General features: G+C 36.8%; 10 protein-coding genes. 2 read left to right on the top strand and 8 right to left on the bottom strand.

Annotated elements, in window-relative coordinates:
- Window positions 1-211: 211 nt before the first annotated feature.
- Window positions 212-5,020, bottom strand: a complete 4,809-nt coding sequence (locus ACM03V_RS21390; protein WP_414622819.1) for a caspase family protein — start codon at window positions 5,018-5,020, stop codon at window positions 212-214.
- Between the two features lie 607 nt (window positions 5,021-5,627).
- On the opposite strand from ACM03V_RS21390, the gene ACM03V_RS21385 reads away from it, so the two are divergent.
- Window positions 5,628-6,200, top strand: coding sequence for a Uma2 family endonuclease (locus ACM03V_RS21385; RefSeq protein ID WP_414622818.1), 573 nt, complete (start codon window positions 5,628-5,630; stop codon window positions 6,198-6,200).
- 395 nt (window positions 6,201-6,595) lie between these two features.
- On the opposite strand, the gene ACM03V_RS21380 is transcribed toward ACM03V_RS21385, so the two are convergent.
- From ACM03V_RS21380 to ACM03V_RS21350, 7 genes are all read right to left on the bottom strand, one after another.
- Window positions 6,596-6,826 (bottom strand): hypothetical protein, encoded by a 231-nt coding sequence (locus ACM03V_RS21380; protein ID WP_414622817.1) that lies wholly within the window; start codon window positions 6,824-6,826, stop codon window positions 6,596-6,598.
- Window positions 6,827-6,918: 92 nt separating this feature from the next.
- Complete coding sequence (locus ACM03V_RS21375; RefSeq protein WP_414622816.1) at window positions 6,919-7,815, bottom strand: hypothetical protein; 897 nt, start codon at window positions 7,813-7,815, stop codon at window positions 6,919-6,921.
- 118 nt (window positions 7,816-7,933) lie between these two features.
- Window positions 7,934-8,227 carry a GIY-YIG nuclease family protein gene (locus tag ACM03V_RS21370; protein WP_414622815.1) on the bottom strand — a complete coding sequence of 98 codons (294 nt, stop codon included), beginning with the start codon at window positions 8,225-8,227 and terminating at the stop codon, window positions 7,934-7,936.
- Window positions 8,228-8,303: 76 nt separating this feature from the next.
- Window positions 8,304-8,441, bottom strand: a complete 138-nt coding sequence (locus ACM03V_RS21365; protein WP_414622814.1) for a hypothetical protein — start codon at window positions 8,439-8,441, stop codon at window positions 8,304-8,306.
- Between the two features lie 56 nt (window positions 8,442-8,497).
- Window positions 8,498-9,238, bottom strand: coding sequence for an HNH endonuclease (locus ACM03V_RS21360; RefSeq protein WP_414622813.1), 741 nt, complete (start codon window positions 9,236-9,238; stop codon window positions 8,498-8,500).
- A gap of 332 nt (window positions 9,239-9,570) precedes the next feature.
- A complete protein-coding gene (locus ACM03V_RS21355; RefSeq protein WP_414622812.1) occupies window positions 9,571-10,371 on the bottom strand; it encodes an antirestriction protein ArdA in 801 nt (266 codons plus the stop codon).
- A 72-nt stretch (window positions 10,372-10,443) separates the two neighbouring features.
- Window positions 10,444-10,806, bottom strand: coding sequence for a hypothetical protein (locus ACM03V_RS21350; protein ID WP_414622811.1), 363 nt, complete (start codon window positions 10,804-10,806; stop codon window positions 10,444-10,446).
- A gap of 333 nt (window positions 10,807-11,139) precedes the next feature.
- On the opposite strand from ACM03V_RS21350, the gene ACM03V_RS21345 reads away from it, so the two are divergent.
- Window positions 11,140-15,636, top strand: a complete 4,497-nt coding sequence (locus ACM03V_RS21345) for an eIF2A-related protein (RefSeq protein ID WP_414622810.1) — start codon at window positions 11,140-11,142, stop codon at window positions 15,634-15,636.
- Window positions 15,637-15,644: the final 8 nt, after the last annotated feature.

Here is a 15,644-nt window from a genome sequence, read left to right as displayed (position 1 = left end):
CCACATCGACCCGCGCCCCTGTAGGTCATAGTCTTTCCAGTTTTTTTGATATGGCAATCCTAAATGATTCTTAAGAAACGCAAAATTTACTTATACCTTGTATCAGTATTTTCTCACCAATGATTCCGGATTGCTATATTTTATAAGGAATAGAACTTCGCTCTAGTAGATTGGGTACATTTTAAGGTGAAAACCCTAATAAATAGCTGACTTACAGCTGACTTGTCCAATTTTTATATTCTAAGTAATTCCGAATGCGCTTACGAGCAGTTTCTATCAGTAAGTTTAGATTTAAATTCAAAATTTGTATTCTTCTATAGCTATAAAGTTTTTCACTTAAACAAGTAGCCATAGCGATTTCTTCCCCATTGGAACTAAAAGCAGCAGCCTCAATTTTTTTATCCAATGCTTGTTCATCCAATGCTTTGATCCCTGGTCGATAAGTAGCATCGATACTCCAGATATCTATGTAACCAGATTTATTAACTGAAACAATTAGTTTATCTTCGTCGTAAAATGTTAAAGCAGAAATTTTCTCTTTATTCTCTCTACCTTTAAGATGTATGATATCATTACTACGATTATAAAGTTTGATTTCATGTTTATTATCAACTACGCAAATCATACTGCCATCTTTGCTTAAACTTAGATGGACAATACTACCTCCAACAAAAGAGATTGTTTTAGATGGTTGATTACCATCAAGATTCCAAACTTTAACTGTGCCGTCAGCACTACCTGAAGCAAAAAACATACCATCACCACTGAAAGTAATTGCCGTAATTTGCTCATGATACACAGTTAATATATTCAATAACTCTATATTCAAAGAATCTCTATTTAGCCTCCAAAGATCTATAGTAGTATCGTTGCTTATTGTTATAAAGATGTCTTCTTTAGGGCTACGACTAAGGAGGCTAATTGGCTGTTCATATTTACCAGTAGGACTATACATTATTTCCCCACCTTTGCTATACAGCTTAATTTCCCCATGGTTTCCTATTGCCACAATAATTTCATTGTCATGGCTTAATTGAGCATTGCAAATCTTACTTTGATCATCGTTGAATTCTTTTTCTAATTCTCCGTTGGAACTCCAAAGCTTTAAATTTCCGTCCTCATCTATGGTAGTTACGATTCGGTTATCTGCGCTAAAACTAATTTGCTGAACTCTAGTTCCTGAGTATCCTTTAAATCTGTCTTGAAAAGACCAAAATTTAACTGTTTTGTCATAGCTACTAGAAAGTAATTCGAGATTATTTAATATGAAGCTAATCTTACTGATTCTATTTTTATGCCCTGCTAAGTTATATAATTTCTGTAAGTTTTTAGAGAAAGTGATGCACGAAGTATCCCAAAGATTAATAATGCCATTAACATGAGATGATGCCACTATCTTGCCATCAGGGCTGAAAGCAATATCGCTTACGCTTGATTCATCTTCACCATACATAAGGAACTGAGGTTCGTTCAAATCTTTTCTGATGGGCCAAGTTAAAAGGCTCCCACTCGAATCGCCTGAAACTAAAGTTTCGCCATCAGGACTAAAAGCAATTGCTGAAATTTCACCATTGTGCCTTGTATCAATTTCGAGAAGCTTCTTTCTATCTTGATATTCCCAGATTTTTATAACATTCTTTTTGTTATCATCATCATCAGTAAAAGCAATCAGTTTGTCCTTTGGGCTGAAAGCTATTTGTCCTACAGGACAGTGATGCGTAGTTAGCGTCATCACAAAATGACCGTCCCAGTCCCAAAAATTTATATTTCTATCAATGCCAACAGAAACCAAAAGTTTTTCATTTTCATTTGGACTAAAGTCTACATAAATAACTTGATAGCTATGTTTTTTTGCATTATCTATAGTGCTATCTAAGGAATAGTGACCCTGCAAGTCTCTTCTATAGAATCTAATTATTCCATCCTCTCCACCAGTAACAAGAATGTTCCCATCTGGGCTAAAAGCTAAATCGTAAATGCTCTCTTCTTTGTTCTCAACTTTTATTCGATTTCCCTTCCAATCCCAAAGGCGCAAATTCTCATTAATTGGACCAGATACAGTAGCAATGACTTGTTTTTTTTGATTAAAGCTACAATTGATTACTGGCTCTCCTATATCAATGCTGTTAAGCTCTCCTAATTCACTTAATAATTGATTAAATTTAATTATAAAATTTAGTCGTTTATGAGCAGTAATTTTCAGACCTTCCTGCAAACGTTTTCCAGCTTCAATCATCTTAGCTATTGCATCAAGCCGATCATTTGCAGTAAACAGCCTTTGTGATAGTTCAGTATAAAGCTCGATCTCTTTTTCTAATTTATCTCTTGATTCTCTATCGCGGTGCTGTACACAAGCCTGAACAAACTCTGCTTCTAATTTATTGAGCCAATTATTTTTAGATTCAGCTATTTTTTCCAACAATTCAATACGAGGGTCTTGTTTCCACAGAAATTGCTCGGGGTTTTCAGCAGAGTCTTTAGCATTGTTCCAATCAAGTGTAGGTGCAGCCAGACGGTTTTGAAGCACTAAATTTTCTTGCTCATCCTTGATCCATTCCTGTAATAAACCCCATCCTTGGATTAATAAATCATGGGCTGGTTCTACATATTGTGCTTTATCTTCATGTCCTTTCACTAAGAGGCGAACGTTGACAAGCTGCTCAATTACATACTCCACACGCTTATTTTCTTTTGGATCTGAATATTCTAACTCAGATGTTAGCACCCGTCGCCGTGCAACTCCTCCCCCTTCAATCGCCACCATCCGCAGCATCACCCGTCGCATTGTTGCTTGGTATGCCTTACCTAATGCTTTGCCAAACTTTTTATTTTTAACAAGGTTGTCATACTCTTCTGTTGCGCGACGAGTCAGCGCTCCTGCAACTTCGCCGAGTGCCTCATAGTCTTTAATTCGCAAAGCGCGATCGGTTGCATTATCCTTCGTCCAACGCTCGTGCAATTTGATGTAAAGTTCGCTCAACGTAAATGAGAGCAATGCCAATCCTCCCGGCATCTGCCCCACTTCATCAATCAACTTGCCCACCAATTCTGGTGGCTCAAAATACAACGCTTGCTTTAAAGCTGGCCCCTCAATTGCATCCCGCAACTCATCGGAGTTCATTGCCCGTACCGGAAACCGAGCATTCTTCCAGTACTTCTTCAATTTTGAGTTGAGGAACCAAGGCTCAAAATCAGAACGTAACGTCAGTACAATGTGCAATTGCTGAGGATATTGTTTCAAAGTTAGCTTCAAACGGGATAAGAACCGTTGCCGCTCCTTGTGCTCATTCTGCTCCTGCGAATTACTCTGTTCTTCACTCCCGCGCTTGTCCTGGCTCATAGTAATGAGTTCTTCAAATTGATCGATGACGAGCAAGAGCTTAGTATTGGGATTCTCTTGACTCCATCTTGCCATCAAATCAGTGAAGTATTCAAGCTTCTGCTGAAGCGCTTGAGTAAGTTGATTGAGAATATTGTTAATTTCACTATAAAGGCTAGAGAGTTGTGCTTGCTCTTGGGGCTGGTGACAAAACCCCTGTAACTGATTGAAATAGTCTACCACCAGTAACAATTTAGCTTCAGGAGTACCATTATTCCAACAGTCTGCCAGTTTATATACATCAAAAGCTTCATCGCCTAAGCCTCGTTTTAGAATATCAGATTGAGTTGGGTTTAGATTGGCAGCTTTTTGCTCTTGTTTGCTATTGGGATCAAGAATTTCAGCAAATATTTTATCCAAAAAACTGACTTGATCCAATTGATCGATTAGTTTATTATTAGCAACGGGTAAAAAGGCTCTAGCTAACTCTTTAAAGGGAGATTTGCCGGGGCGCATGGGATCGAGGATGTACCAACATTGTGCTGGCTGCTCTTTGTCCTGCTTTTGCCGGAGATAAGGCAGCAGTCCAGCTTGTACTAAACTTGACTTACCAGTACCTGACGCACCTAAAACAACCGTGAGGGGATAGTGAGAATTGGTAAGATGACCCGATAGGTCTTCCACTAATGCCTTTCTCCCAGAGAAAAAGCGTGAATGCTTTTCTTCAAAAGCTTTGAGTCCCCGATAGGGATTATTATCTTCATTAAGTGGTGGTGCTTGTGTTAAATAATCCCGCTTGAAGCCCGGTCGGGTAAAAATGTATTCGCCCTTGTCATATTCTAACCGCATAGGATAGATTCCAGCCGTTTGCATTTCGCTCGATAATTTGTTAACTCGCCTATTTACATAAAAATAAAGTTCGTGGGCAGTAATGACTTGATCTTGAATGATATCTGCTTTATTGTCCCGTAGTCCTTCAATCAGCGCGAGCGCAAACGGAGAGTGTTTTGTATCTTCCTTTGCACTGCTACGCTGGTCTACGCAAAAATCCATTGCCTGTTGATCGTGAGCAGCAGACGTGATTATTTGCCAAGCCGGATAGCGGATGAAGCGATCGTAGTGTTCCTTGTGAACTGTCTTTAGAATTGGCATTAACTTTCGGCTGCTTGCCCAGCGAAATGTACCTGCAAAGCAACAGTCCAAAATGATCAGCAGGTGGTGGCACTCAAGCTTGCTCAGTGCGTCATGCAATTCGCGCATTGAAAGGAAAGAATCCTGATTCCCCTGTTCAGCCGTCTGAGGAACCAGATAGCCTGCGGGACCATCCTGACTGTTGCGAGAAATGCCATGACCTGCAAAGTAAAAGAGCAAACGATCCGCCGAAGTTGGTTTAAGTTTATTTGGAAGGGTTTCAGTGAGTAATAGCCGGAGTTGTTCAAGTGTAGCTGGAGGATATTTATCGCCTTCAGGAGAGAACGGTTGTTCAAGTGTAGCTGGAGGATATTTATCGTCTTTAGGAGAGAACAGACGGACAATGTGCTCGTCTTTGTAACCATATTCATCTCGAAGTAGGTTCGCAATGGCGATCGCATCGCTGACAGCTGTTTGCAGGTCGTGAATTCCTCTGCTGTCATATCGATCAATGCCGATGACGACTGCTAAATTGCGCTCAAAGTTGGTTCTTTTATTATCCCACATCATTCCATATCTCGTTTTTCAGCAAGCCCTACTTAGCAAAGTTAATGACAAAGTTAATAAAATATAATCGCAGAAAAAACTTTAGTTTTAGCTTTTACTTCTTTACAATCTGGTTGTTATGGAACGGTTTTTTTGAATTGCTAGTAGTTATTCAAGCAATTATTATACTTTCCATAAATGAAGAATCATAATTATTTATTTTATTAAATTGTTATTCTTTATCAAAAGATACCAAGAGAGATTCAAAAGAATAAATCTATCTTAAGACAGATACTTTAGATAAGATTTTATTTATCGTATCTTCCCTAAAATAATATGGGTGGAAGTAAAATGAACTTATGCAGTTTTAAAGAATATTAGTAAGGAAACTTTACAAGATCAAATTTCCTCCTTCAAAATTACATCAAATATTTTTATTTGAGTAAAATGATAATTTTTTTTACGTCACTTTACTTTGATATCAAATATTTGTAGTTGATGTTAAAAGTACAAATGTACCTTAAACCTAATATGAAGCTGTAATTGATCTTAATTGCGATCGCTATTTTTCGATAATTCGAGTTTGATGTGAAGCAGCTAAAATTCAAATATAATTCCACCTCTAAAAGCTATGACCATAATTACGGCTAAACGCTTTACCATAGATGAATACAACCGTTTAGCAGAACTCGGATTTTTTAATGAAGACGATCGAGTTGAGCTAATTAGGGGAGAAATCATTCCAATGGTAGCGAAAGGTAAACTACATTCAACTTTTAACAGACGACTTATCAGAGAGCTATCAATATTAATTGCAAACCACGCTACCTTACAAAGTCAAGACCCGATTTGTATAAATCCAGATAGCGAACCCGAACCGGACGTAGCAATTCTTCAAAATAAAGATGATGATTATCTCAGTTCTCATCCTACTCCCCAAAATGTATTACTTTTAATTGAAATCGCTGATTCTTCATTAAAATACGACCGAGAAGTTAAATTACCGCTTTATGCTCAAGCAGCTATTTCCGATTACTGGATATTCAATTTAATTGAAAATTGTTTAGAAACTCATCGCGAACCATTACAAGATTCACAAGGTAAATTTAATTATCGTCATAAAATTATTTATCTTCCCAACGAATCAGTTAATTTACCTTATTTCCCAGAATTAACATTAGATTTATCAAAAATCTTTCCTTAAGTCAGATTATATACTTTACTTGGCGGCTATAAGTCGCAGCTACACAAACAATGTCCACCTGCGTGGACTGATTGATTTTAAACCCGCCTTACTGCGGGTTTTGCTTATGTAGTAGCGGTAATAAAGCGCCGGATACTTTTCAAACATCCTCTAAAAAACTTTCTCCTCACACCAACCGGATTACTACCTTTCAACAAAATAACTAAAATGTAACTTATTCGTTGGGAACGTGTTGCGTAAAAGTGGTTACAAAATTTTTTCAAATCATGATATTGAAAACGTTATTTTTGGGCAATGCCTTTTAATCTAACATCTAAGCGGTACTTATTTTCTTCGGTAGCGTATCGAAATCCCGTGAACGGTTACTAATCTTTTTTGCCCTTAGCATTGCTAATCTAAAGAGTGCATAGCTTAATTTTTATCGGCTTCTCTTTATAACCAACTCGTAATATTTTAGCTATTACATCTCCTTGCTCGATTGTTAATTCTAGTACTCCTAATAAATTTTCTACTCCATCTTGTACTTCTATTATGGCTTTAACTTCTTCTATTGTAGTAACAATAAAAATTTTGTCATTACTATCAGTACTTTGTAAAATAAAGTTTGCACAAATAGGAGTTTTCATATTCATCCCCAACTATAAAACTAAAACAAATCTTATTTTCTTGAAAAAAATAAAGCTGAGTCATAAAGTAACCCAGCTTTATTATTATTTTTCTAATTAGAACAACATTCTTCCAACCTTTCGTTAACTACAGAAACATTTTCAATGTCGCTATCGTTACCCTCCCAATCGTAACCATGTTCTTGAGCCCAAGCCTTGGCTTCTTCAAGCTTACTAGTACGAGAACTAACTATTCTTCTTAAATCAATATCACTCAGTTCTTGAGATACCGTATTGCGTGCCATTAAGGTTTCAGCGTGCTTGAGGTTAACCAGTTCAAAGTCTTCTTGTTGTTCTAGTCGCTTCATCTCGTTACGCTTATTCATTCGTTCTTTGTTAAGCACTATCAGTAATTCACTCAAAGCGTAGATTATTTTCACCCGGAGTTCATTGCGATATTCTTGTTCTTCGGGACTTAAATAATCTTCTGAATCGAGTTCTATCCATTCTTCAATTTCATCTGAGGTAAGGTTACATTTAATTTCAGCTAGCCGATGCTGATGTTCTGGTTCTAAAAGCAGGATATCCAATTGCTCAATTATGTAATCCCGAAGATTCTTATGAATATTTTGAAGCTGCTTTTCGTCGGGATTTTGTTTATCAATCATAGATATATCCCCTATTCCAGATGCGAAGATTTCAGTCAAACGCTGGTGCTGCCAAGCGTAGTAGGCTTTCATGTCGTAGGAGGGTGGTGTATAACCTCGGCGATCGCCTTCATCATCAGCATAGGGATTTTGATTTTCGTTTCGGTATCCTGGAGCAATCAGAAATTGCTGCAATTCTCCTTCTTCTCTCGCTTCTGACCAAAGTTGCTTCCAGTCAAGTAAATTAATGGCTTGGGATTTAGTTTCATACCACAAGGCTGCAACGCGGTAGTAGTATTGAATTGTTTCTTTACGAGCAGATGTTTGTTGACCGAGTTGGCGATTCTTTTTGATGTTAAGCATGATTGAAGTGATATAGTATTCGATGTTTACTGCACCCTTTAATAATTCAATTAAAGAGTTATTTATTCACCTTTTTTAGTGCGAAGCACATTATATTAAGGTTGATTTTTTCAAATTGTTAATTAGTTTTTATCGGTTTACAAAGGGGACACAAACTAACCGGACTATGACGCTGTTTAAGTTGCTTTTCTAACTCGCGATTGCATTTTGACCAGTGGCGAACCAGTTGCAATTTGTATTTGTAATCCTGTACAACAGCACGAGTAATCTTCGCCCCTACTCCATTATTATGTTCTTCTAAACGCTTTTTTAAACTTCTGCTGGTATAGCCTAAATAATGTTGAGCGGTTCCTTTTGGATTCTTTGGATTACCTATGGGATTCGAGAAATGTAAAAGATAAACATAACCCATGATATGCACCACCTAGATTGTTTTTGCAACCTAAGCAGTGCTTATCAAGATAGAATAATTTTTCCCTATGTATGTTTTACTCAATCGTATCTACAACTTGAGTATCTTCTTCAACTAAACCCAATTCTTTATTCAGAGCTAATTGTTCTTTGATAATCGTCTGTAATTCTATTGAAGACAGAAAATTGCTGGTCTTTTTGATTCGATAAATCAAGTTATGCTTGTTTTAGTTTTATTTTTAGTTTTTGAAGTTGATTTTCTGCTTTAAATTTAAAACAAAGATAATATCTCTTCAGGGGTGTAAGGAGGTTTACGCATATGAATCATAGCATGACAATTAGGACATACAGGACGTAAGTCTTTTATTGGATCGAGTTCATATTCTTCTTTAATTTCAGATAACGGTATTAAATGATGTACGTGCATGAAGCCTCTACCAATAGCACCATAATTTTTTTCAAAATTAAAATCACAGATGCAGCAATCAAAACCATGTTTTTCTAAACACTTTTGACGTGCTTGATAATTGCGTTCATATGTATTAATTATAATCTTAGTAGTTGTGCCTTCATAATATTTTTCAGATTCAGTTACTTCTTCAGGAATAGTAAAGGCTTTTTGTCTAATCCCTAAGTTCAACAATGTATAATTATTAAGATAATGCGATATACATATCGAATTATTACGACTAGGCATAAGCAAATAAAAGTCATCTGATTGTTGTTCTATAGATAGCTTCCAACTACCATCTTGAGCAGGATTATAGTTAAGATGGGATAACAACTCTTCTGCTGGCAATACAAAAACTTTTTCTTCACTTTCACAAATAAATAAAATAGATAGCCTCTGAAACTTAAATCTATCAAGCTGTATTTTAGAAATTCCAAAGAAAAAACGATTATTTTGAAGAAGCTTAGAATATCTAGGCAAGATTAATTGTTGATTTGATAGCTCAAGAATACTCCGATTTTTTTTAATATAATTTTCACCTATTTTGTCTAAAATTTTCAAGATGCACTCTTTCGACTTTTGAGTTCTCATATTAAATATGACCTTTTTAAAAACGCTAGAATAAGGAAATATTCTTTATAACTTGTGATATCCATTATAAATAGTCGATAGACTTGTGTCATCTATAGTGCTTTTATGTAAATTTTTCATATTAATCTGCATTAATTATTAATGTTTTAATGAATTTAATTGTAATTTTACTAATAGACTCTATCGAATTTAAGGAGTGAAGAGAAAAAATGTTAGCTATGATTTATAAACAACAACGCTATTTTTAGATAATTATAGTTTTTGTTAAAATATTATCTTTTAGCATATAGTCGTTGCTTTTTCTAACGACTAAAAACGTAGGTTTCTCTAAGCCCGACTTCAATAGAGAAGTAAGAATCTATAAACCAGTCTCGTGCAATTGCTTTCCAATCAATGTAGAATGTAGGAATATTTAATTCTTCAAGCTGTTGAATTATTCCACATTCTTCCCACATCTGATAAACAAAATCTTTTTCGTCTTCGTATTCACCTAAATAGCGGTCTTTAAAGTCTTGTTCTGTTGCATATTCGCCATAATGTTGGTAGTAAACTGCGTAAGCTTTACCGTGTTCTTCAAGCAGCTGCGCTAGTTCAGAAACACGATTTATATCTTCGTATTCGCTAAGTTCTATTCCTTCCCAGCATTCATAATCGTGTATTGCCCATTCCTCGCAAGGTTCAGTGTCTACAACTGGCGACCATGAAAGCATCCATTTAATGTCGTCTTCTATATCTTCCGGTTCCTGAGTGGCATCAATCAACAAACCATGTAAATACCCAGCATTATAGCTACTAAGACAAGCGACATAAATTTTAGGTATTTCCTCATCGGTACATTCCCTTTCTTCTCTAGGAAATGGCAACAAACATTTTAAACTAGCATTAAAAGTGGGAGCTTTGACTTGAGCTAAAGCAACAGCTAAATTCAAAGCTCTTAAATCAATATTTTGAATAAATAAAATATTATCCAAGCGTTCTACATTATAAAGCTGCTCTGCTATAGATACAGCATCTAACTCTGAATCAAATATTATATTAATGGTCGAGTATTTTTTATTAATTGAAGTGAAAGGGCAGTTTAATAAGACTTGCAGGGTTTTCATTAAAATTTTTTTTATAAGGAAATTATTTTAATGTGTTCCCTTGCAGCAAGTCTTACAATTGTCTAGTAAATGTTATTGTTTAATACCGTTACCGTTTTGCAAAGATTCTGGCGTTTTTATTTGACTATCACAGCTTTTCATTTCTTCCAATTCCCATTGCAAAGTCTCTATCTTTTGATTAATTTGTTGTTCCGTCACGCTGCGAAGATTGTTCAGCAACTTTTCTAAAATAGGTATCTGACTGGGATGAAACTCAATTGTCAATTTCTCCTGGTCAGCATAAAAAATTACAAGTTCAACAAAATCTGACAGTATAAAGGTATTGAGAAAAGTACTGTCTAATAACTTGATGGTTGTTGAACGATAAACTTCTATGTTGCTTTCCATCGGTTCAAAATCCTGATTTTTTTCACCCTGAGCAACTGCTGAGTTCATATTTATTCATTTTTGGATAAGTTTCTAATAATGGTGCTACGGGTAATCCCATTTGCATTTGCTTCATGACTAAGTGAAAAACACTAACTATTTAAAAAATCGATAACTTGCTTGTGCTGGTGCAAGTACTCTTTTCTGTTTCAGATATATTGGTAAATACTTATGATTTTCTTGCATTAGGATTTTTGGAGTGATTTGCACCTAATGCGGAAAGTTAATCAATCAGGAATCATTGAGAAAGTATAAAGTTAGACTCCAGTATTGCAGTGTATAATTTTTAGTGGTAATAACTGCTGGCAGTTACAACACCCCTTGTAATAAGCACAATCTCCTATGAGCTTAATTAATCTGGATTTGCTGTTTAATGCGATTAGTGGCATCGCTCAACCTTTAATTAAAGAAAAGGTTCAGCGTAATGAGACTGCAATTAAGCTGCTTAAGCAGTTTAAAATTGACCCAGAACATCCACCAGGAGATTTTAGCGGGGTATATGCTTATACTCTTGTAGAATATGGTGTTGGTAAGCCTAAGCCCATTCTTGAGTTGTTTCGTCAGCAGGAAATTAAAGCAGCGTTTCGCAAAGCATTTGACCACAACAACCCTTCAATATTGCTGTCTGAGGTAGATGCTTTTGTTGATGCTTATGCTTTGGGTGATCAAATCAAAAATTTGAGAATTGATATCAAGCGGGAGATTGCAGCGTTTTACATCGTGTTTTCGCAAGTCGCGAAACTTACCCGCAATCCAGCTTCGACGATGATGAGCCAGCAAATTGGTTCTTTACATACAAGTATTTCTAGTATTCAAGAACAACTTGAGAGAATGCCAACTCTTGAAGGTATTCGTACAGAAATAGCACGTTTGGCAGCGCAGAATTATCTAGCATTATCGGAAAATGCACAGACTTTAGATGTAACTTCTGAAAATCAATGTAGGGCGTTAAGCCCAAAAGGCTTTTGCGAAGCAATCGCATTAGCTCAACAAATGCGCGGTTGGTTTGAAACTTTGGGTTACAGCTTTGAAAATCATGAAGTTTGGGCGGAAGAGTATTTTGAATTTATCATCAATATTCCTGTAAGGCGTAGTTTTGACCGGATTTTAGTCCGGGGAATTGCTGGAGAAATCGGACTTAGTGATGTAATGGCTTTGCGCTCCTCGGTGCAGGAGCAAAAAACTGATGAAGGTTGGTTAGTAACTACTCGTCGAATTTCTAGAGCAGCCCGTGATGAAGTTAAGAAGGAAGAAAACCGTTATCTTGATTGTTTTACTTTTGACGAACTGATTGACCTTGATGCTGATTTTAGCGGTTATGTTAATTGGCTGGAAGCAGAAATCAAACGTAGAAAAGTTGATACTAAATATGTATCATTGGCTTGTACTAAAGAAGAACTTGATCCAGTTACTAAACAGCGCATAGGTGTGAGCCGTTATGAGGAAGACGACGGTTGGATTGATGGCTATATTGATTTATGGTTGGATGACCCCGCGAAGGAGCATATTTCTATACTGGGGGAATTCGGTACTGGTAAAACTTGGTTCGCTTTTCACTATGCTTGGACTGCATTACAGCGCTACAAAGATGCTCAAAAACGTGGCTTGGAACGTCCCCGTTTACCTGTAGTGATTACTTTACGAGATTTTGCAAAAGCTTTGAATGTAGAAAATGTTTTAGCGGGGTTCTTTTTTACTCAGCATAATATCCGTATAAATAGCGATGTATTCGACCAGTTGAACCGCATGGGTAAGCTGCTGCTAATTTTTGACGGTTTTGATGAAATGGCTGCAAAAGTTGACCGTCAGCAGATGATTAATAACTTTTGGGAACTGGCTAAGGTGGTGGTTCCTGGTGCCAAGGTGATTTTAACTTGTCGCACGGAACATTTTCCGGAAGCTCAAGAAGGACGTGCTTTACTGAATGCAGAGTTACAAGCTTCTACTAAGAATTTAACCGGAGAAACGCCACAGTTTGAAGTTTTGGAACTGGAGAAATTCAACGACGAGCAAATAAGACAAGTATTGTTACATCAAGCGGAAGCTGCAACCGTTGACCAAGTGATGGACAATCCGCAACTATTAGACTTGGCTCGTCGTCCGGTGATGACTGATTTAATTTTAGAAGCATTACCAGATATTGAAGCGGGTAAACCAGTGGATATGTCGCGGGTTTATTTGTATGCAGTGCGACGAAAGATGGAACGGGATATCAAAGCCGAACGCACATTTACTTCTTTGGCAGATAAGCTATATTTTTTGTGCGAACTTTCTTGGGAAATGCTTTCCAATGACCAAATGAGCATTAATTATAAGTTGTTTCCCGATCGCATTCGGCGCTTGTTTGGTTCTATTGTGCAAGAACAAAATGACTTGGATCATTGGCACTACGATATGATGGGGCAGACAATGCTGATTCGTAATGCTAATGGGGATTATACTCCGGCGCATCGTTCTTTGTTGGAGTTTTTTGTAGCGTATAAATTTGCGGCTGAATTAGGCGCTTTAGCTGACGATTTTACGGAATTAGCACAAGCACAATCTTGTTTGGATCGTACCGCAGTACCTGTTGATTATACTTGGTCTGGTTATTTTGAGTATCAATTAGATAACGAGGGAAATTGTATTGCGGTTCCTCAATTAAAAGCATTTACGAAAGAATCTTTGGAGAAATTAAGGGAAAATTTCGGGCGATCGCCATTAACAAAAGCGGTGATGGATTTGATGTTGGGAATGGTGGGGAATAATGAAGCGCTGATTAAGGTTATTGAGATGACGCGGGGGAGGAGTGAAGAGGAGGTAGGTTATGTTGGGGGAAATGCGGCGACTTTGGCTGTGAAGGTCGATAAAGCTGCTTTGGAAGGCAAAAACTTCAGCCATACTGTCATTCAAGAAGCTGATTTTACTAGTACCAGCTTGCGTCATGTTAATTTTGCTAGAGCAAATTTAGCTGATTGCATTTTCACAAAAATGCTCGGTATGGTAGCTTCAGTAAAATTTAGCCCTGATGGTCGTTTTATAGCAATGAGCGACAGCGATGGCATGGTTTATTTGTATCAATTTGATACAGGAAGACAGCTTCAAATATTTGAAGGACATACAAGCTGGGTAAATTCAGTCACTTTTAGTCCTGATAGCCAAATAATTGCAAGTGGTAGTAACGACAATACAATAAAACTTTGGGATATAAAGAATGGTAAGTGTCTCCAGAGCTTACTGGGACATACTGGATGGTTACGTTCAGTAAGTTTTAGCCCTAATGGTCAAACACTTGCAAGTAGCAGTTATGACCACACTGTAAGATTATGGAATGTTGCGAGTGGAAAATGTATGAAAATCTTGCAAGGTCATACAGATCGAGTAACATCAATATCTTTCTGTCCGAATAAGCCAATCCTTGTAAGTGGTGGCTGCGATCAAACAATTAGATTGTGGAATATCAATAATGGGGAATGCATTCAAATCCTACAAGGACATAAAAATTTTATTGTTTCAGTGGTTTTCAGTCCCAATAGTGAATTAATTGCAAGTGGTGATTGTGATGGAACAGTAAGATTATGGGAAGCTATTAGTGGAAAATGTATCCGAATATTAGATCAACATACAAATAACGTTAAATCGATAGATTTCAGCCCTAATAGCAAGATACTTGCTAGCGCTAGTTATGACGAAACTATAAGATTATGGGATGTTTCGAGCGGAGAATGTTTAAACACATTACGTGGGCACTCACCAAGAACTAGTTCAGTTGCTTTTAGCCCTAATGGCAAGACACTTGCTAGTGCGAGCTATGGGGAAACTGTAAAATTGTGGGATGTTTCCAGTGGGGAATGTTTAGACACATTAGGAGGACATACTAATTCAATCTTTTCATTATCCGTCAATCCCAATGGAAAAATTATTGCTAGCGGTAGTTCTGAAGGAATAATTGAATTATGGAATACTAAGAGCAATAAAGATGAATGTTTCAAAATCTTGCAGGGACATTCTAATATAGTGCATTCTGTTGCTTTTAGTCCTAATGGAATAATAATTGCTAGCGGTGGTTCTGATAATTTGGTAAAAATATGGGATATAAATACTGGTCAATGTCAGAAAAATTTACATGGACATACCAATCGAATATACTCTGTAGCCTTCAGCCAAGAAGGTAATGTTATTGCTAGTTGTAGCGAAGACCTGACAATAAAACTATGGGATATAGCTACTAGCCAATGTTTAAAAACTTTATACGGGCATAAAGATTTAGTACGTTCTGTTGCCTTCTACAACAATGCATTACTTGTTAGTAGTAGTTATGACAAAACCATCAAAATATGGAATATAGATACTGGTGAATGTATAAAAACTCTAGAAGGTCATAAAGACTGGGTGAATTCAATTGCTTGTTTTCCTGAAAATAAAATAATTGCCAGTGGTAGTGATGATGAAACAGTGAAACTTTGGGATATAGATACTGGTGAATGTTTAAAAACCATGCATGGGCACACTAATCGTATACCTTCAGTTATCTTCAATACAAGAGGTGATATACTTGCCAGTGCTAGCTTTGATAAAACAGTGAAACTTTGGAATATTGCAACTGGTGAATGTATTAAAACTTTACAGGGTCACACCAGCGCTTTATGGTCTGTTGCATTTAGTCCTGATGGCGAAAATGTAATCAGTTCTGGTAGAGATGAAACTATTAAAATTTGGGATATTGAAGCAGGTAAATGTAAAAAGACATTAAAAGGAAGACCCTACGAACGCATGAACATCACAGGTGTCAAAGGCTTAACTGATGCCGAAATTTCTACGCTCAAAGCATTAGGTGCAGTTGAGGATGGAGAAATGTAAAATTAAAA

This window comes from Calothrix sp. CCY 0018 (assembly GCF_963920925.1).
Lineage (GTDB): Bacteria > Cyanobacteriota > Cyanobacteriia > Cyanobacteriales > Nostocaceae > Rivularia.
This window is presented reverse-complemented; position numbering and strand designations above follow the sequence as displayed.